Consider the following 19,969-nt stretch of genomic DNA (forward strand, 5'->3'; position numbering starts at 1 on the left):
CTCGATAAATATTCCTTTCAATCTGAGCATGTCACTGAGGGGGATTTTTAAGCACTCAGGGGTGCACCCCACTCACTTTCAACATTTATTATATGATTGAGATTGATATAGTTTATAGATCAACAATCCCAAGAGGAGAAGTATGAAAAGCAAATTAAAATGCCCCAAATGTGGCTATGAATTTGTGTATAAGTGGATTCCTTTTGCATCTTTTACAAGTATAAGATTTGGAAAGAAGAGATATATGCGATGTCCGAAATGTCATAAATGGTCTTGGTTCAATGTATGGGACACAAGGATTAGCAAGAAAAATAAATGATTGTTTAAATTAAATTGGGGATGATATTACGCAAATATCAGTTTTACTCCTCCTTTTCGCCATCGCAGTGGCTCCTACTGTCTGTACAGTCATCTATCTTCGTACAAGAGATAGAGAATTACTCACAATTGTAGGTTTGGGTGCACTTGTATGGCTTGTTGCTCTCATCAGGAGTGCTATACTCCAACCAACTTATTTTCTTATTGGTTCTCCTCAACTACCACCAATAAGGTTCATAGGGTTTAGTGCGACCTTAGCGGGAATCTTTGAGGAGGGTTTTCGTATAAATTCCTAAAATCCTTTGTTGAGGAGAGAACATGGTTTAATGGCGTTGCCTTTGGGTTGGGTGCGGCTCTCGTTGAAATCTTGTTGATATATTGCATTCCGATAATTAAAATGGCAATCGTGGGCACAGAAACGCAGAATTTCTCAGAGATGCTTGCCGGTGCAGTTGAACGAAATCTGGCAGTCTGCATTCACGTAGGATCTGCTTTACTGGTCATGCATAGCCTGAGAAATCGTTGGATACTTGGCATTGCTATATCTCTCCACACCATCGTGGATTTTGTTGCGCCTACTCTAGGATATTATTCATCTTTGACTGTATGGCAGGTTGAATCTATAGTAGCGATATTTGCCGCAGTGGCTTTGGTTATTATGTGCGTAGAAAAAATATTTTTGAGTAAAGCAGTGGAAATCAAGAACATAGGATGTGTATTAGAGTGCAGATGAGAGCAATTAAAATAAACGAGCAGTGGAACTCTGCGGTTGCTTCGCAACCTAGCCCTATGGGTCACATAACAAACGGGTATCAGGCTTCGCTTGGAATTCATATACCCGCTGGACGACGTCAGATGAAATTTTTGGTAGCTGGTAGCTAACGGAAGGAAGTAATATGTTGGATAAGCTCACTAACAACTCTGACATGAACAATACAAAGGAGGTCTGTAAGGAGGTATGTGAAACAGGAGAAAAGAAAGAAGATTTCAGTATGAAAAAGGAGATTATGACTCTTGGATTAGGAATATTAATATATGCGGGAGCTTTAATATTCAAATTGCCCTTCGGGTTGGGATTATCCCTATTTTTGTTGAGCTACATCCTTATCGCAAGAGATATAGTCTGGAAGGCTATTAGAAATGTATTTCGCCGAGAAGTCTTTGATGAAAATTTCTTGTTGATCGTGGCTACAGCAGGCGCTTTTGCAATAAAGAAATTTCCTGAAGCCGTAGCAGTTATGCTGTTTTTTAAAATTGGTGAATTACTTCAGGATATAGCATTAAATCGCTCTCGAAAATCAATTAAATCTTTAATGGAGATAAGACCGGATTATGCAAATTTAAAGATAGACGGGGGAACAAAAAAAGTAGCCCCCAATGGGGTCAATGTTGGCGATATAATCATGGTAAAACCAGGTGAAAAGGTTCCGCTTGATGGGATTGTTTTAGATGGTTCCTCGCTGGTGGATACATCTGCTTTAACTGGGGAATCGGTGCCAAGAAAGGTAAAAGCAAAAGATGAAATCCTTTCGGGGATGATAAACAAAACAGGACTTTTAACTGTTCAAGTAACAAAGAAATTCAGCGAATCTACTGTATCTAAAATATTGGATTTAGTGGAAAATGCCGCCAGTAAAAAGGCTCATACTGAGAAATTTATCACTAAATTCGCAAAATATTATACTCCTGCAGTAGTTTTTGGCGCTTTTATCCTTGCTATAGTACCGGTGATACTTTATCATATTCCAGCATTTACCCCCATGTTTGCTCATGAAGAAACTTTCTCAGAATGGATATACAAAGCACTCATATTTTTGATGATATCCTGCCCATGTGCCCTGGTGATTTCGATTCCTCTGGGATTTTTCGGGGGGATAGGTGCAGCATCCAAACGAGGGGTTCTGGTAAAGGGTTCAAATTATTTGGAGGGGTTGAATAATCTTCATACTATTGTGTGGGATAAAACCGGGACCCTGACAAAGGGCGTTTTCAGGGTTACCAAAATTGTCACCAAAAATAAATTTTCAGAGGATAAAATATTAAAATTTGCTGCACATGCAGAAAGTCAATCCAGCCACCCTATTGCTCAATCAATACTTGAAGCCTTTAATAGAAAGATAGGAAAGATAGATGTGAGGAAAATAGAAAGCTATGAGGAAATTTCCGGGTACGGCATAAAAGCAAGAGTAGAAGGTCATTATGTTTTACTTGGAAATGATAAACTTCTCCACAGAGAAAATATCGAACACGATACCTGCGATGTGAAAGGAACGGTGGTTCATGTCGTAATTGACCATAAATATGCGGGTTATGTCATCATCTCTGATGAAATCAAAGAAGATACAGGGACCGCTATTCAAAAACTTAGAGACATTGGAGTAAAAAGGCAGATAATGCTCACAGGTGATAGTCAAGAAGTTGCAAAAGCAGTTTCTCAAAAACTGGGATTGGATGAGTATTTTGCAGAATTACTGCCACAACAAAAAGTAGAAAAGATAGAAGAATTGATGAAAAAGAAGGCAAATAATAAAGACTTAATAGCGTTTGTTGGAGATGGTATAAACGATGCTCCTGTATTAATGCGTTCAGACATTGGTGTAGCTATGGGAGCACTGGGGTCAGATGCTGCAATAGAAGCGGCGGATATAGTTTTAATGTCCGATGAACCATCAAAACTTCATGAGGCTGTTAAAATTGCGAAAAGAACCAGGGGCATAGTCTGGCAGAACATCAGTTTTGCATTGGGAATTAAAGGGATATTCTTGACTATAGGCGTCCTTGGACTGGCAACTATGTGGGAGGCGGTATTTGCTGACGTGGGTGTCGCATTGCTGGCAATATTAAATACTACAAGGATTTTAAAATGACCGAAGGAAGTACTGAATTTATATTGCAGTCAAATTAGATTCTCTTTCAATTTATAATGTTTCCATCCCATTCCTATTGCAAGTATCGAGTATAGACATCATGTTCTCCCATGCGGCTTTTCCGTCTTCGCTTCTCGTTCCGTAACTAATATCGGTAATAACGTTATTGTACAATAGTTGTTAGTTGTACCTCGTATAAAAACGAGGCATACAGATGTCTTTTAAAGAAGCGATACTAAAAGTTAAAATCTGACTAAAAGCTTTTTTATAGCACATGAGGTATAATATTTCTTGGTAAAGCTTTCTTTTTGAAAGAAAGGTTTTTTTTGTTTTTGTAATTGTACGAGAATTCTATCGCTATGAGATATTCGGTAAGGAATTTCATAGTGTCCTTAGTGTTCCACTGGCTATTCAACGAGGAGCATCCAGTATCAGGGGCAAGATATGCTGTAAGGACATTCGTACAACTTATAATGAATGCAGCGCAGGCGAAGGATTACGTGGAGACCGTCAAAGGTCTTGATCCTGGATTGTCAGACAGTGATACGCTTTTTTGACGATTGTCTGAGTGTGCCAGCTTTGACCTGATACTACAGGAATACAAAAAAGTCAAAAAGTCGTGAAGAGGCAGATAAGAAAGAGACGATTCATTATCGCAATTAATGAGACCTATGAACCGTTTTACGGTAAGATAAAGAATTTGTGGATCCACAATTACACAAACGGCGTCAAAGGGGCTACCGGATCATACAAATACATCGTTGTATCCATTGTGTCCAGCGATTTGAAATTCATCCTTCACGCCATCCCGATCACAAAAATAAGCATGGAAACGGGTTATTATATGAGGGGGGGCTGTTGGTATTCGTAAAATCGCTCATACCAATTGAGGTTGTCCTTTTTGACCATGGATTTTACACGTGTGGCGTCATAAAGGTCTTACAGGAGCTCAACCTGCGATATAGATATATAATCATGGTTCCGAAATACGCCAGGTTCAAGGAATGGTTAAAGAAAGGTGCAGGGCGGGGCTGCACGAGCATAGAGGGACACTGAACCCTGTTCAGGCGAAGCATCGTCAAAACAGCGGTATTTGCACCGATCTCTATCCTTAAAGAGAAGGGTATTTTGAGGGATAAAGATCCTATAGATGGGATCTATGAAGGGGTGATCGAGAAATTTGGCTACAGTGACAGGATTAGCTTACAGAAGGACTGTTAATGCGGCTTTTTTGCTATTTTTACTTTTTTTCTGTCGCGAAATTCGCTGAGTATACCATCCGCAATGAATTTATGGAAAAAAAGCTCGATTATATTTGCCTGAAACGTTTGAAATATCTTCTTTTGTCATCATTCCCAAAGAGTATTCGGAGATACTGGATATATAGCAGAACATAAATATAATGAGCCATATAGAACTTAATATGCTATAACCATAATTATTAAGGTGATAGAGATATTTGGAACTGGAACAGAAACAAATAAAGTGTTGAAGGCGAAGGTGAAGGAAGGTGGGATGGAAGAATACACGGTTAAAATTAAAGCTTTAACCCCTTTATGGACCGGCGATGCAGAAAGAAAATCTAATGAGATTAGAGAAACAGGAATAATTGGGAGTTTGAGATGGTGGTATGAGGCATTAATCAGAGGATTGGGCGGGAATGCATGTGATCCGACTAATTCAAAGTGTGAAGGGAGGAATCACTGCGATGCCTGCGAATTGTTCGGGTGCACGGGTTGGAGCAGGAAGTTTTTTCTTCATACTGAAGCTCTAAATAACTCTTTTGCACTTTTTATCATTGCTAAACCATCTGGTTCTAAAAAGCCATATTTCTTAGGCTATTACGATTCATCAGGTAAGACCTATAAAAGAAATGGAGGTTTAATAGGAAAGTATAAATTAGTTTTTTATTCTGAAAAAGATAAACTGGAATTGATTAAATTATTACTTAAAATTGCTGCAGAATGGGGCTTGGGTGCAGGAGTTCAAAAAGGATTTGGAATAGTGCATATTGAAGACGAGGTTAATTTTTCCAATGTATTTATAAACCGGGATTTTTCACAAGAAAAAAATTCCAGGTTGCCCCTACCACGAATTGATCGATTTTTCTTTTGCAGAATACCATTTAAAAATGAATCTATTTCCCAAATACGAAAAATTGTGAGTTCCAGTATTTATAAAACAATGGATGACTTAAAGGGCCATTTACCACTAAACGAAACCTTTGAATCCTACACTTACATCCCCACATCTCCTTGGGTAAGGCGATCTTTACGAGGGTTATTTAATAATGATGTATTACGCCATTATTTAATGGGTTTTGTTAGCGTTAAGGGAAAACTCAAACCAATACATCAGGTTTGCTGGGAACACTCTGTAGTAGATGATAGGAATAACAAAGGAATGTACTATTGCACTACCTGTAAAAATGGGGGAATAAAAGAGCAAGACGTTTTGGAAAAAACGGGTTCAAAGATTTTTGTATCTCACATTTATAACAAAAATGCTTTTAAAAAGGGGAAAAAACCAGAATGGGAAATGAAGATATGGGGTTGGATTCCAGATTTGCCAGAAAAGTTAGGAACTAAAAGAGACGATGTGAAAAATATGTTACAGTCCAATATCAAAAGTGAAGAGTTTTGGAAAAACACTTTTGGTCTAACTGATAATCCTGTCATTGTTGAAAGTATTTGGGAGAAGTGGGACATAAATCCTCATATACTTTTAGATTCTGGAGGTGATTTTTATGAATGAAAAGATTTTTGATTATTACCTTTCTAAGGCTGAAAGATATATTGACATAGAAATTGCCAGGAATAAAAAAGAAATATTGAATAAAGTAGTAGAGGACAAAGAAAACAAAAGCATCTGTAATTTCTACCCCAATCCAGAAGATCTGGAATATCTCCCGAAAAACTCTGTCCTCATAAAAATCTCTTTCACTATGAAAAAACCCTACACAAGCAGGGATGAAGGGGAATTTCACATTATTGAAGGTAAAATCTTTGAAAATCCCATTGTGAGAGATAAATTTACAGGACTTCCGATGGTAAGACCTTCAACATGGAAGGGACATTTGAGGTTTGCGGCTGGAAGAGTTGATGAAATAAATGGCAAAAAATTAGATGAAAGAACTAGAAGAGAGATAGTAAGACGTCTTTTTGGTTCAGAATCAGATGATGAAACTGCTTTAAAAGGCAGGCTTTACTTCTTTCCAACATTCTTTGAAGAAGAGGCAGGAGGGGATGTTATAACACCACTGAAAAGGGATACAAGAACACCAGCACGAGGACCGATATCACTTGAAGTTATGAAAAGTGGAGCAAAAGGAGATTTTCATCTTCTTTACATCCCACATTCAAGGGGAAAAGATTTCAAAGAGGAAGAAGTTGAAGAAGATCTTAGATTTTTTGCTAAAACACTGAAACTTATGTTCTACACTTACGGATTCTCAGCGAAGAAGACTTCTGGTTTTGGAGTGATTGAGAAATTGAAAGAAGATGATGTTGTCGTCCGTCCTGAAGATAAAAAGGATATTTTCTCAATGCTGTACGCCACAGTAAATAATAATGTTAAGGATGGTGAATGAAAATGAGAATGATTAATATAATCAAAAATAGCAGAAAGACAATATTAATAGGAGAAATTGGAGCACTGCTACACGATATCGGGAAATTGCATCCTGATTTTGTTAAAAGTAAATCTATAGAAAAAGCTGCACCAGATACTCATGCTCAGATAGATAAATTTTTAAAATCTGAGTTAGTAGGACAGATCAAAAACAGCAAGTTTGATGTGAGCATTGGGAGTGAAAAAACAAATATATATAATCTCATAACACAACATCACGAGAGAGATGAAAAGAAAATAGTAGATGATATTATAAAACTTTTGAAAGGGAGTGATAAAAAGGATTCTGCCGACGATAAAGGCATTGTAAGGAAGAAGCAGCATCTTGATGATACATGGATAGCATCTCTATTTGGATACAAGAAAGAGAAGATAGACCTTGTGTGTTTTCAGAAGAGATTTGAGGATCTGGAAGACAATCTGACCGGATTATTTAGAAGTTATATCCCGGGAACAATGAGCCTTACCTGCTTTAGAGAATCTTTAATAAACGCATTCAAAGCATATTTTTCTCATGCTCTTGGAGAGACAAGAATACCGTCAAACGATGTTACTCTCTGGGACCATTCATATTCTACTGCATCACTGTTTAAATCCCTTCTGGCGGCAAAAGTTTGTGGAGCAAAGATAGACCCCCAAAAGCCGCAATGGAGAATATTCGGTATCTGCTGGGATGGGATAGAATTTATAAATAGAGGAAGAAAGATTGCCGAGATCAAGGCAAGGGAAGAGATCATTGAGAATATCAAAGAAAGGTTGAGAAATAAATTTGAGGACGAGATACCGGTGGGTAATGCAATCTATGAAGACACGAATGGGATTTATTTCACATTTCCAGATCTAAATGACAAATCAAAAAAACTTGCCAAAGAATGTACAAAAAAGGCCTTAGAAATCATTTACAAGGAAAGTAATAATGAACTCTGGCCATTCTTCACATTGAGTAGAGCATCCGGCACGCTTACCATTATTGCAGAGGAATTGAAATTTGCATCCGAAATGAGGCAGATACCAAAGATGAGTCCAACTCTTTTTATTAAAAAAGAAGAAGGAGAGAAGCAGGAAAATATTGAAAGTAATTTTGATCTGGAAGCTGAATTTGAGAGATTGGTTAATAAGATAAGAGAGAAAAATAAAGATGCAAAAATAGATATTTGTCCCATTTGCAGGATAAGACCAAAGCATGAGAAAGCGGAAAGATGTGAGATTTGCGAGAATAGAAGAAGGGGAAGAGTTAAGCAATGGCTTTCAAACAGTGAATATACAATATGGATTCATGAGATCGCAGATAAAAATAATCGGGTTGCTTTAATTTCTCTGAGTTTTAATCTTGATAAGTGGCTTGATGGAACGATGATTGGAACGATTTATTCACAGAGTTTTGTGGATTGGAAAAATGGAGAGAGGTATAAGAAAAAAGCCACTCAGAATATTTTAAAAGATAAGAAGATTAAACAAACAGGCAACCTTAGAGAAGATGCTTTAAATATTGCAAAGTGGATTACAGAAAATCAAAGTAAAACTGAAGCGAATGTATTACTTGAATGTTTTATGGAAGATGGAAATGCAGATAATGTTCCGAATGAAATAAAAAATGATCCAAATAATATTCTATCTTGGTTCTTCACCCAGAACCCATCTCCTGCCCGTTTATACAGGATATGGCGGGAAACGGAGGAATTTTTTGATTTGGTGATGGGGAAAATACGGGATGAGATTTATAGCAATAAATGGAGAAGGGTAAAATTCACTATTGATATGGATAATTTTTACTGGTTTAATTGGAACAGTCCTAAAAAAGAGGACATTCTTTCGTTCCTCAAAAATCTTGGGGTAATACAGAAGGATGAATCTGCTGAAATAGAGGCAGATGAAGATATTATAAAAATTAAGGTTGGTAAGAGAGAAATTAAGATTTTAAAAGATAAATATAAATACAAAGTAAAATTAGAAACTAAAAGGATATTTTACGAGTTTATTTTTGATAAAGAAAGTGGAAAGGTATACAGAATAAAAGATACTACCCCCTACATACTCAAAATAGACAATTTAGACCCACAATGTCTCCTCGTTTTTCACAATAGGGATGGCGGGTTCTACACGATAGAATCCCTTGAAAAATTTAAGCTTAACAGCAAGATAGGAGATAACAACAAGATAGGAGAAGAAGCCGTTAAAGAGGCATTGAATCAAGGATTTAAACACATTGTACTGGAAGATGAACCAGATAAAAATCTGCTGATTAATGAGGTAAAATCAGATGAAATAAAAGTTGATGACAAACCAGAAGACTACTATCCGCTAATTGAAATCAACAAATCACCGCTGTCGCTTCGCTTAATAGTTCCTGCATCGGATTCAATGAAAATTATAGAGTTGATCACAAAACTCTACAATGATAGATTTGAGAAGGTGCTTGGGAAACTGCCATTAAATGTTAAATTGTTAGTGGCAAAAAGAAAGTTCCCGCTTTATATTCTCCTTGATGCAGAAAAGAGGATGCTTGAAGGAGACGAATTTAAAACTCAGGAGCCTATGAACCCCTGGTGGGATGTGAATGGGCATAGATATGGATGGTATTACAGTTTTTACCCAACGAAACCAGTAGAAGAGGGTGAAAAATACACACTTGATGATTTATCCTCTGTTTCCAAAGGGAAAATTTTCTCTTTATATCCTGGATATTTTGAGTTTGATTTGCTTTTGGGAACAACTGATAGGTATGGCATATATTACAAGGGCAAAAAGAGGGGCGGAGAGGATTATAAACTATTTACAGGAAGACCTTACTATTTTTATCAGATCTCAGAAATGCTTGAGTTATGGGACATCTTATCAGAAAATCTTTCAAGCTCACAGATAAACTTCATTGGAGAGATGCTTACTTCTAAATTAAGAGAATGGAGAAACATTGAAGATGGAAATAAGAAAGTCGTTTTAAGGGGGTTTGCTGAGGCTACTTTAAAAGATGCTTTTGGCGATAAATGGAAAGGGTTGAAAGAAGAAACCAGATCTTTCCTTATAAACACCGCCATTAATGGACTTTTACTTGATACGATTATCCTTTTCAGGCATGTAATAAAATACGGAGGTGAATGAAAAATGAATGACGGATTAAAACCCAAAAAGATATATGCAAGAGCGCTTGACCCGATCCACATAGGGGCAGGCGGCTACAGGCTTGGAAGGGTGGACAATACTATTGTGAGAGACCCTGCAACGGATATTCCGAAGATACCGGGAACTTCAATTGCAGGTGTTGTAAGGGCGTTTGCAGAGATTGTAAAAGAGGATGATAAAAAGAAAGAAGATTCTAATAAGAAACTTAAGAATATAGATACAGAGGAAGTATTTGGCACTGAATCCAAAAAAGGTATCTTGCGGTTCTACGATGGGCAGATAATCCTATTTCCTGTTTCCTCAATCCAGGGCACTGTGTGGATTACAACAAAAGAGCTGATTGAATACTGGTGTGAGAGAATAAAAGATGAAAAAGGAGAAAAGATAGAAATACCAGACGAAATAGGTGATGATGCATATGCAATTAAAGGGATAGATACAGAGAGACCATTGAATCTTGGCTGGCTGTTGCTTGATATTAAAAAACCTGAAAACGGGCAGGAATTAGTTTTGCCTTCAGGTATGGATAAATGGGTGAAAAGGATAGCTGTGGTGTCAGAGAAACTCTTCTCTCATATTGTAAATGACAATCTTGAGGTAAGAACCTCTGTAAGAATAGACCCAGAGACAGGAACTGCGGAAGCAGGGAAGTTATTCACTTATGAGGCAATACCACGGGGAACGGTGCTTGGATTTGAAATTGGTATAGATAATGCTCTGGTAGAACAAAGGGGTATAAATCCTGATGTTGTTAACGACATAATAAAGGGAGTTTCACCATACTTTAAGAATCTTGGCACAGGCGGAATGGGAACAAGGGGCTTTGGCAGGCTTGAGTTAGTTAAAGTAAAAAGTAGAAGATTCTAATAGGTAATAGGGGTGAGACAGATGCTCAATCTTGATTATAAATGCATGGAATACGGTCAGAAGATAAGCGAAATCAGTGATTCCAAGCTTGAAAACAATCTAAGAAAGGCTCTTGGCGTTTTGCAGGAAGATGGGATTTATGCAATGTTCTTATGGCTTGAAGAAAAGGATAAGTCTAAGAGAATAAGAAAGGAACTCATAAATCATATAAATGAAGGAGAAATTAAAAAATATCTTCTGAAGGAGTCGGAAAACTTTAATGGCGAAGATTTCAGCAAGTTTTGCGAAAAGTTGAGGGAAGTTGCTAAAGATAAAGACATTGATAAAGTTCTCTTTATGAAAAAACTGCTTGCACGCACATTGACCTATGCATTGTATCATGCAAAGGTAAAAGAAGGTGGAGATGGGGATGAGCGAGAATAGGTGGCAAAAAGAAAACTTTGTCTTCCGCTTGAAAAGCCCGCTCCATATTGGATATATGCCTTTCAAAGGCTCTGTTGTTTCACCTACTCGCTATTATGTCCCGGGAAGAAACTTTTGGGGCGCTGTGACTAAAAGGATAACAGAGCATTTATGCAAAGTGCCAGAGGCAGACGATTACAAGAAAATCGGTAAGCAAGTTATGGAGAATTTTAGATTCTCATACTTTTATCTTTATGATGGAAAAACAATCTATCTCCCTCATTATATAGACAAAGGAATGAAATATGGAAATATAACAAAGGCAGAATTTGAGCATAGGTTCATAGGGTGTATCGTTTCAACAGGGATAGAAGATGAAACCAGAACTGCAAAGGATAAGAGTTTGCATGAGATTGAGTTTATAAACAACAGGTTTAGGGATGAGAATGGAGATATAAAGCCAGTGATGATTGCCGGATGCATCTGGATTAAAAAGGATGCAAAGATAAATGATAAAGATTTTAAAATAGACAACGGCATTTTTATTGACAATATAATCTCAGAATTGATTTTAGGTGGTGAGTCAAAGTATGGCTTTGGGCATGTCCAATTGGCTTCAGGAGTAGAATTCCCAAAGACTGCTCCTTTTAAGTGGGGTGATATTCCTGAAAAAATAGAAATAAAACAAGGGAAACCATTGGTCGCCCATTTAAAATATAATAGAAATATGAAATTTGAAGGAAATATTGAACTCTTTACGGGAATAGGATTTTATGACCCTAAGAAATTGCAAGAAAAAGATACAACAGAGGAAAATGGCAATATTTGCAGTAATAAATCTTCTGATGGCAAAAAAGAATCCGAAGGGGCTGAAAAACCTGAAAGGATTATTTCAAAGCCAGAGTTTTATTTCTCACCAGGAACTGTGTTAGAAGAAGATATAAACTGTAAATTGAATTGGGATGGTACTCTGGAGGAATGTTATAATGCAAATGCACCCCACTGAAATATAAACCCCACAGTGCGAGGACCAAGCAAGGCATACTTGGTTAATGAACTGATAAAAGCGGTGTATAAAATGGCGTAATGGCTGAGGAAGGTTATCGCGGAGTGACAAATACTTTAACCCTCTCCACCAACCATTCAAAAAGATCATCATATCACTTCCCAATCTATCAAAAGTGAAGCTATAACGATGCTGAAGGTCGTGGTCGTGATACTCGTAATGTGCTTTAAAGGTGATATAGCCTTCGTAATAAGCGAATTAAAGCCCAAATCCATGGCAAAGGGATGTAGTACAATGATCACACCAGCCAGTACCTCCTTCCTCAATGCGTGTGCTATGCTAAGGTGGCATTCAACGCTTTTATCGCCGAGTCCATAACGACTTTCCACAGTCGGCGCTTTTCTTTCAGTACCGGACGTAATTTGTCTGGAAGGGTCATTACTGCGTGTCTATGTGACACGTTGAACATCTTACGGCTAAGCGTCTTTGCCCATTGCTGTGTACCGCTTATCGCAATCCGAGCATAGGCTGTGCTATTGCAGCCCAATGAGATCTCGCAGTATTCCTCGCATTTTGGACTGTAATAAACGAAACACCCCCTATCGGGACATTTGCAGCTCATCATATTCTCTACTTCTCTCTTCTCTACCTCTCTTACCTCTACCCAGTGGAGGAGACAGTATCGGTCCCGGTTACAATTGTGATTATCCGTGAATATTTGTTTTTATAGATAGAGAAGAAAGAGGAAGGTGATGAAAATACAAACTTTTTTAACCTGAATAGCTATTTCTTTAATCACTGTAAGCTAACTTAGCGGGGGTTACCGAGTGGACAAAGGTGGCAGACTCAAGATCTGCTCCCGAAGGGGTTCGCGGGTTCGAATCCTGCCCCCCGCATACATACCCGCATAAGAGATGGTGGTGTCTAAATCCAAATTAGAGGAAGGTGATAGAAGATGGTTGGCACGAGCGGCTGGAGAAGTAGCAGAGATGCTAAAGAAGCTTGAAGTGAATGAGATTATAAAAATACTGAATTTTTACGATGTGTCTCTTCTTAATCCCGCATCGCTACACACGCCTCTGGCACGAGAAGAGGAGGAATTGATAAAGAGGCTTGTAGGTGAGAATCGAGTCAAGAGCACAATACTGTTGAAGACAAAGGCGCTTATCTTTGCTCCTTCTATATTGGCACCCTCGCCCCACTATCTGGATTATGGAACTGCAATACATCGCAGATTTTTTATCCGTGGCACATGGTTCTCCATCATAGCACTGAACGAAGCGTATCTAACGTCTGCAAGTGAGTTGATGCTTAGATATATGATAGAACATGAGCTAGCGCAGGGCGAACTTTATAAAGCGCTGTCAGAGCAGAGGGTCAGAAGTCCCGATCGGGAAATGAAAAGATTGATATATGAGAAAGCACGGTTACGAGCGATACAGCAATCGGGAATAGAAGAAGATGAACTGGAGAAGGAACGGCAATTGATTCTCGAATTATGCTCTAAATACCCCGTTATTCCGGTTCATTTCGCATCTACTGCCCTGTTCATCTATTTGGATAAGAATTGGGCTACTGTAAAGCAGTTTGGAGTCTCGAGTAAGGACGATATGGAAGAAGAACTTGCAAAAACCAATTTCAGTGCCTGGGCTGACTCCTCTCTCGAGCTGTTCAGGCTGTTTCTGAAAGAACTGCGGAAGGAGCTTGCCATGACTGGTGCGGAGTACGGAGTGGAGATTGTATGATCACGATTATGAATATGATAGAGGGTATTCATATTTGTTTCACCATATACGGTCCCTCTCGCCTGTATCCCTGTTTCGCATAGTAAGGGCGTACTCCTATCCCGCTCATTACTGCTACCTTCTGATAACCATGCTCAGATGCAATCTCCTCTGCCCGCTTCAATAATCGTGTGCCATAGCCTCGATGCTGCCAGCTCGCATGTTTTGACTCACCCGGAGGGACCAATTCACCATATACATGCAAATCACGAACAAGAGCCGCGTGCATAAGTTCGGTTCTATGGATGCTTGCAGACTCATAAGGCAGCCTGAGCCTCAAATGAGCTATCAAAATGTCGTTCTTCACATCTTCGTACGAGATGAAATATTCCATACCGTCACCTGCCTCATAACTCTCTGTTACCAGCCGGATACAACTCTCATCCACGATTCTACCCTGCAACTGCGATAGACCAGCTTCACGGCATCTTATACACCTGCATTTATAGCCCAGTGTCTGCAGCCGAGCTTTCACCAGCTGCCTCAAATTGCTCTTCTTTACGCCCGCCTCTATGAATTGAGCCGGAATATCTCGTTGTATCCGCTGTATGCGAACCCATTTAGGGATTATCCTCTTCGCATAAGCGATGATTTCTATTGCTTCTTCCTCGCATATCGGCTTGTATTCGCCTCGTTTCCAACGCTCATACAACTCAGTACCCCTGACTACCAGTGTGGGATATATCTTCAGGTAATCGGGCATGAATCGGTGGTCATGGAAGACACGGTCGAACATGCGCTTATCCTCCTCTATTGAGGAGCCGGGCAATCCAAGCATCAGGTGAAAGCCCACCTTCAAGCCAGAGTTCCTCAACTTCCAGGTCGCTTCTATTATATCCTCGACGGAATGTCCACGCTTTATCTCCTCCAGTATATCATTCTTCACATGCTGCACACCCAATTCGACTTTCGTAGCGCCCATCTCCAGCATCTGGTCTATCTCTCTCTCACGTGCATAATCGGGTCTTGTCTCAAATGTGATACCGACATTTCTCACCTCTCGCTGCCGTGCCTTTGCCTTCCCGAAGTCATTCATTGCACTTAAGCATCTCTGGACGAACCAGTGTTGATAATAGCTGGGTCTCGCAGTCAGTGTGCCACCCATCAGGATAAGTTCCACCTTCTCAAAATCGTGTCCTATCTCCTCCAGTTGATGCAGTCTCACAGTTACCTGCCTGTAAGGGTCATAGTTACATTGAGCAGCTCTAATAGCTGCTGGCTCTCTGCCTACATAGCTCTGTGGCGATCCAAAATCGGAATAAGGACCGCCAGGGCACATGATACACCGTCCATGAGGGCATGGATATGGAGAGGACATAACAGCGACAGGAGCAACGCCTGATGCGGTCCTCATACGTTTCCGCTTCAGATTCTCTCTCAATTCGCTGCCACTGCCACTATCATTGCCACTGCTAATGAATCTCAGCACATCGGAATTCTTTGGGATGTGACATAGCTTATATCTTGCACTTATCTCCTTCTTCGCACGGTTTATGCTCTCAGGTTCTGTTAATCCCCCCTTCTGTATGAGCTCTGCTATTTCCCGGCATGCAATCTCGTATGTTGCGGTAGTACTTTCCATTCTCTTCTCTTCTCTTTCTCTATACGTATCCTCTTGCTTCTTCCTGTTCTCGTTCCCGTTTCTCCCTCATCGCACGTTTCTCCTCTTCCCGTATCGCCTCTTCCCTCAGCTTACTCTCCTCCCTACTCTTCGCTTCTAATATAGATGTGTCCACATCGAGCTGTAATATCTCACTCAACTTGACTAGCAGTTCCGATGCCGCTGTATAATCAGGATACTCGGGGTCTGCCGCGTTCTGGCTCGTACTTGCAAATAAACAAACTCCTTCTATACCCTTATTATGCCCCATCGCAGTTACAAGCCCGGAGAAGCCTATAAACCTGTCTACATGCGTTTGCTTAATCCCGTATGCCTGCATCTCTACCAGCAGGTGGGGGTCTGTTGCGCAGCACCTGATTCCCTCTTCTATTACCTGTGCACCGAGCGAAAAAAGCCTTTTTACGTGGAAATCACGTAGCAAATCTGTTACCTTATCAGCAAGCAGGTATTGGTTTTGAGGATTATATGCCTGGTAACCATCCACAATAATAATACCTCTCTTCTTTAATAGATAGAACCTCACACCCGGGAGCTCCACAATGCCGCCTTTGCCTATCTCCACGCCCGCAGCGGAGGCTGGAGCGAGATAAGAGGGTCCATAATAGACCCCTGGCAGTCCATAAGAGTACAACTCCAGGAGCAATCCTGGCTTCTGCCTCGCTATAAGTTCCTTTATCACTATCTTACCAACCGACCTCAGTCCAGAAGCTCCAACGATCGCTATTTGCGCCTTCAATCCTTCATTATCGTTAGCCCGATGGTGCACCCACACCCTTCTCGTTATACCCATAATTTAAAATTTATCTTTATTTCAAAAACCTTTTCTTAGCGACTCCATTTGGTATAGCATTAGAGATGAAGATAATAGCCCACCGTGGAGCGAGAGCAAGTGAACCGGAGAACACAGTCAGAGCAATGAATAAAGCTTTTGAGTGTGGTGCAGATGCCGTTGAGGTTGACCTCCGATTTACCTGCGATCATAAATTGGTGGTGATACACGATGATACGCTCGAAAGGACCACTAATGGGACGGGTAAGGTCAGTGATATGACCATAGAGCAGTTAAGAGCCCTTGATGCAGGTAAAGGCGAGCGAATACCGGAGCTATCTGAAGCTCTTTCAGTAGCAAAGAGGTACTCACGCCCGCTTGTTATAGAACTGAAGGAAGAAGGTATGGAATGGCAGGTACTTGAAGAGGTGACAGAAGCGGGTCTGGGGGATAAAGTCATCATCTCCTCGTTTATCCACACCTCACTACGTAACCTGAAGGAGAAGGCACCAGAGATAAAGACCGGTGTGATAATCGCAAGTGTCCCGGTGAATCCCGTGCGGCTGGTACAGGATGCGAAGGCAGACATCATCTTTGCGAAATATTCGAGGATAACTCGCGAATTCATTGATGCCTGTGTGGGATATGAGGGAATAGAAGTATATTTATGGACTGTAAATACAATAGATGATTTGAATAATGCGATTTCGTATGGTGTTGACGGTGTTGTTACTGATAATCCTTGTGAGCTTATAAGGATGAGCATGAGCATGAGTGCAGGAGCATGAGCATGAAGTTTGAGGAGTTCTCACCTACGGACTACCGGTATGCAGTGGAGGAACTGAGGGGATATCTATCGGAGGAGGCTTTTCTGCGTTATAAAGCGCGAGTAGAAGCTGCAATTGCGGAGGTCTTCTCTCAGAGAGGGCTGCTGAGTGCGGCTCTGGCACGTGAGATACAGGAAGCGGCATCGAAGGTGAGCCCGGAAGAGGTCTATGAAGAGGAGAAGCTGACTAAGCACGATATAAGAGCGCTGGTAAATGTAATGAAGCGGAAGGTAAGCGATGATACGAAACCGTTTGTGCATCTCTGTGCCACCTCTTATGACATTGTGGATACAGCGAATGCACTCAGGTATAGGGATGCAGTGGAAGAGGTAATCATTCCTGATATGAAAGCACTGGAGCGCGTATGGCTAAAACTAACCAGGCGTGAGAAGGAGACATTACAGATTGGGCGAACACATGGGCAACATGCAGAGCCTATAACCTTCGGGTTCGCACTCGCACAATACGTAAACAGATGGGGTACACGGATATTGAAGATGCAAGAAGCGAGTGACAGGCTTGTAGGGAAGCTATCAGGTGCAGTAGGAGCATACAATGCCTCAGCATTGATTCTTGACGACCCAGAAGGTTTTGAGCGTGATGTGTTAGCGGTGCTCGGGCTACAGCCTGCTGCGATATCCACACAGATCGTGCCACCTGAGCCGGTCTGCGACCTCATTCATGCAGTGATAAGCAGTTTCTCGGTACTTGCCAATTTCTGTGATGATATGCGGCATTTACAGAGGAGTGAGATCGCAGAGGTAAGAGAGAGGGTGGATGCGAAGCAGGTGGGCTCCTCAACTATGCCGCACAAACGTAATCCAGTTGGTTTTGAGGGTGTGAAGAGTTTATGGAAGCGATTTATGCCCCAAATTGTGACTGCGCATCTCGATCAGGTCTCGGAACACCAGCGAGACCTTACAAATTCCGCTTCTCAGCGTTACATACCTGAGTTATTGGTGGTATTTGACCACTGTGTGAGGCGACTGACAAGGATTTCCGAGCGTTTAGAAGTGGACAGGGAGCGTATGCGAGCGAATTTCAATCTTGCCGCAGATACAATCATTGCTGAGCCTCTGTATATCCTGCTCTCCTATTACGGGCATCCAGATGCGCATGAATACGTGAGGATAAAGACTGCTCAGGCTTATGAGACCGGACGGAGTTTAAAAGAGCTTATAGAAGCTGACGATTCGGTGCGCATTTATCTGGATAGATTCACAGCAGAGCAGAGGAAGCGGGTATTTGAAGCGGAGCAGTACAGGGGGATAGCAGCGGAGAAAGCTGAGAAGATTGCTGATTACTGGGATAAGGTGCTATTTAAGGGTGGTGAAGATAATAAGTATAATAATGACTCAGAAAGAGCACGAGCAAACTGATATGATATACGACGATATAGGGAGCTATCCGTTACCCGAAGGCACGAGCGGAGAATGGCTAAAAGAAGCTTTTGCTGAGCTATCTGCATCTGCATCTGCATCTGCACCCACACGCCGAGAAGCAAAGGCAGAAGCATTGTATAATATGATAGCAGATGTGATGTGGCAGAAGATAAATGCGGGTGTTGAACTTCCTAATTATCCTCAATTCCAGAATATGCTCTCTCAGTTTAGTGACCCGATTATGGATGATAAGAAGACGGAAGCACCACTGCTGATAAGGGATGAGGAAGCGCGGATAGTGGAGTTAGAGGCGATTGAGGGGCTGGCTGCCAGGTATAGAGCGGATAAGGGTGAGCGCCTGAAGTTGCGAATATGTGTTACAGGACCGATAGAGCTGTATTACAGCCAATTCCAGCCGCCGGTCTACCTTGATATACTGTTGAACATCGCTAAATCGGTTAGCAGATTCATAAAACATAGCATAGAGCAAGCCCGGAATTACGAGGTCAGGTGCGTCTCGATAGACGAGCCGAGCATAGGATTGGACCCGCGTATAGAGGAGGAAGGGATGATAAAGGCACTGGAGGTAGCATCTCAGTTCGCATTCGAGAAAGGTATTGATACGCAAATACACCTGCATTCACCCATCTTTTATGAACTCGTGTGCCATGTGAAGGGTATAATGGTGATAGGGGTGGAATCAGCCGCGAATTCTGCGTTATTGAACCTGATAGAGAAGAAGCAGCTGGAGAATTACGATAAGTTCCTTCGTGTTGGTATTTCAAGAACTGATATACTCAGTATGGCTGCGGAATACGATGAGAAACATCATACGAGAGCATTCAGTGATAGAGCCATTTTAGAAGCTATAATAGGTGAGTATAACAGTCCAGAGCGTGTGAAGCGGCGATTGGAGCATGCATATTCTATATTTGATGAACGAATAAGGTATGTGGGTCCGGATTGCGGATTGAAATCGTTCCCTTCTCAGGAACTAGCATTTATGGTACTGAAGAATACGGCAGATGGTATAAGGGCGTTCAGAGCGGGTAATTGAGTAGTCGCTTGTATGTGCCCCTTTTTCAAAACCCTGTGCAATTCCCTCAGCACTGACTCCTTATCCTTAATCTCCGGAAGCACACCATAAAATAGAACCACATCCACACTATCATCACGCAAGCCGGTCTCCCTATCGGATAATATCGTGATCATGTTCCGAAGCCCTTGCTTTTTCGCCTCTTCTTCAATCCTCGTTACAGCCACTGGCTGCCTGTCCAGGGCATACACTCTCCCGCTCTTACCTACAAGCTTAGCGATAGGAAAAGTGTAAGGACCTATACCACAGCCATAATCCAGAATTATCTGCCCTTCTCAAT

18 protein-coding genes, 1 tRNA gene and 1 pseudogene are annotated in these 19,969 nt (G+C 40.9%); 15 read left to right on the forward strand and 5 right to left on the reverse strand.

Going from position 1 to position 19,969, the window contains the following annotated elements; genetic code table 11:
• Positions 1–715 precede the first annotated feature (715 nt).
• The 10 genes from J7J01_03015 (at position 716) to J7J01_03060 (ending at position 12,210) form a co-directional block, all read left to right on the forward strand.
• Positions 716–1,051, forward strand: a complete 336-nt coding sequence (locus J7J01_03015) for a YhfC family intramembrane metalloprotease (GenBank protein ID MCD6209862.1) — start codon at positions 716–718, stop codon at positions 1,049–1,051.
• 163 nt (positions 1,052–1,214) lie between these two features.
• Positions 1,215–3,185: a cadmium-translocating P-type ATPase gene (cadA, locus tag J7J01_03020; protein ID MCD6209863.1), complete on the forward strand. Its 1,971-nt coding sequence runs from the start codon at positions 1,215–1,217 to the stop codon at positions 3,183–3,185.
• Between the two features lie 359 nt (positions 3,186–3,544).
• Positions 3,545–3,742, forward strand: coding sequence for a hypothetical protein (locus J7J01_03025; GenBank protein ID MCD6209864.1), 198 nt, complete (start codon positions 3,545–3,547; stop codon positions 3,740–3,742).
• Between the two features lie 301 nt (positions 3,743–4,043).
• Positions 4,044–4,241, forward strand: coding sequence for a hypothetical protein (locus J7J01_03030; protein ID MCD6209865.1), 198 nt, complete (start codon positions 4,044–4,046; stop codon positions 4,239–4,241).
• 390 nt (positions 4,242–4,631) lie between these two features.
• Entirely contained in the window at positions 4,632–5,939 is a 1,308-nt protein-coding gene (gene cmr1 / locus J7J01_03035) for a type III-B CRISPR module RAMP protein Cmr1 (protein ID MCD6209866.1), read from the forward strand.
• Positions 5,932–6,774, forward strand: coding sequence for a hypothetical protein (locus J7J01_03040; protein MCD6209867.1), 843 nt, complete (start codon positions 5,932–5,934; stop codon positions 6,772–6,774). Before cmr1 ends, J7J01_03040 begins: the two co-directional genes overlap by 8 nt.
• A 2-nt stretch (positions 6,775–6,776) precedes the next feature.
• Positions 6,777–9,914 carry a CRISPR-associated protein Csx11 gene (locus J7J01_03045; protein ID MCD6209868.1) on the forward strand — a complete coding sequence of 1,046 codons (3,138 nt, stop codon included), beginning with the start codon at positions 6,777–6,779 and terminating at the stop codon, positions 9,912–9,914.
• A gap of 3 nt (positions 9,915–9,917) precedes the next feature.
• Positions 9,918–10,802, forward strand: a complete 885-nt coding sequence (gene cmr4 / locus J7J01_03050; protein MCD6209869.1) for a type III-B CRISPR module RAMP protein Cmr4 — start codon at positions 9,918–9,920, stop codon at positions 10,800–10,802.
• Positions 10,803–10,814: 12 nt separating this feature from the next.
• A complete protein-coding gene (locus J7J01_03055; protein MCD6209870.1) occupies positions 10,815–11,225 on the forward strand; it encodes a hypothetical protein in 411 nt (136 codons plus the stop codon).
• Positions 11,206–12,210: a hypothetical protein gene (locus J7J01_03060; protein MCD6209871.1), complete on the forward strand. Its 1,005-nt coding sequence runs from the start codon at positions 11,206–11,208 to the stop codon at positions 12,208–12,210. Before J7J01_03055 ends, J7J01_03060 begins: the two co-directional genes overlap by 20 nt.
• 149 nt (positions 12,211–12,359) lie before the next feature.
• Here the strand turns inward: J7J01_03060 and J7J01_03065 are convergent, their stop codons facing one another.
• Positions 12,360–12,599 (reverse strand): hypothetical protein, encoded by a 240-nt coding sequence (locus tag J7J01_03065; protein MCD6209872.1) that lies wholly within the window; start codon positions 12,597–12,599, stop codon positions 12,360–12,362.
• Positions 12,545–12,835: a transposase zinc-binding domain-containing protein gene (locus J7J01_03070; GenBank protein MCD6209873.1), complete on the reverse strand. Its 291-nt coding sequence runs from the start codon at positions 12,833–12,835 to the stop codon at positions 12,545–12,547. The genes J7J01_03065 and J7J01_03070 overlap by 55 nt, the downstream gene beginning before the upstream one ends.
• Positions 12,836–13,023: 188 nt before the next feature.
• Between J7J01_03070 and J7J01_03075 the strand changes: the two genes are divergently transcribed.
• Both J7J01_03075 and J7J01_03080 read left to right on the forward strand, forming a co-directional pair.
• Positions 13,024–13,106: transfer RNA gene (locus J7J01_03075), tRNA-Leu, on the forward strand.
• Between the two features lie 24 nt (positions 13,107–13,130).
• Positions 13,131–13,955: a hypothetical protein gene (locus J7J01_03080; protein ID MCD6209874.1), complete on the forward strand. Its 825-nt coding sequence runs from the start codon at positions 13,131–13,133 to the stop codon at positions 13,953–13,955.
• Positions 13,956–13,983: 28 nt separating this feature from the next.
• On the opposite strand, the gene J7J01_03085 is transcribed toward J7J01_03080, so the two are convergent.
• Entirely contained in the window at positions 13,984–15,576 is a 1,593-nt protein-coding gene (locus J7J01_03085) for a tRNA uridine(34) 5-carboxymethylaminomethyl modification radical SAM/GNAT enzyme Elp3 (GenBank protein MCD6209875.1), read from the reverse strand.
• 19 nt (positions 15,577–15,595) lie between these two features.
• The gene (locus J7J01_03090) at positions 15,596–16,405 is read right to left on the reverse strand and encodes a PAC2 family protein (GenBank protein ID MCD6209876.1); all 810 of its coding nucleotides are present in this window, start codon (positions 16,403–16,405) and stop codon (positions 15,596–15,598) included.
• 65 nt (positions 16,406–16,470) lie between these two features.
• On the opposite strand from J7J01_03090, the gene J7J01_03095 reads away from it, so the two are divergent.
• The 3 genes from J7J01_03095 to J7J01_03105 are packed head-to-tail and all read left to right on the forward strand — an operon-like array spanning position 16,471 to position 19,650.
• A complete protein-coding gene (locus J7J01_03095; GenBank protein ID MCD6209877.1) occupies positions 16,471–17,172 on the forward strand; it encodes a hypothetical protein in 702 nt (233 codons plus the stop codon).
• Complete coding sequence (locus tag J7J01_03100; protein ID MCD6209878.1) at positions 17,169–18,590, forward strand: hypothetical protein; 1,422 nt, start codon at positions 17,169–17,171, stop codon at positions 18,588–18,590. Before J7J01_03095 ends, J7J01_03100 begins: the two co-directional genes overlap by 4 nt.
• Positions 18,538–19,650 carry a methionine synthase gene (locus J7J01_03105; protein MCD6209879.1) on the forward strand — a complete coding sequence of 371 codons (1,113 nt, stop codon included), beginning with the start codon at positions 18,538–18,540 and terminating at the stop codon, positions 19,648–19,650. The genes J7J01_03100 and J7J01_03105 overlap by 53 nt, the downstream gene beginning before the upstream one ends.
• Here the strand turns inward: J7J01_03105 and J7J01_03110 are convergent.
• Positions 19,581–19,961: pseudogene (locus J7J01_03110) on the reverse strand (class I SAM-dependent methyltransferase). The gene J7J01_03105 and the pseudogene J7J01_03110 sit on opposite strands and share 70 nt — an antisense overlap.
• Between the last annotated feature and the right edge of the window lie 8 nt (positions 19,962–19,969).

The organism is Methanophagales archaeon (assembly GCA_021159465.1).
Taxonomy (GTDB): Archaea; Halobacteriota; Syntropharchaeia; order Alkanophagales; family Methanospirareceae; genus G60ANME1.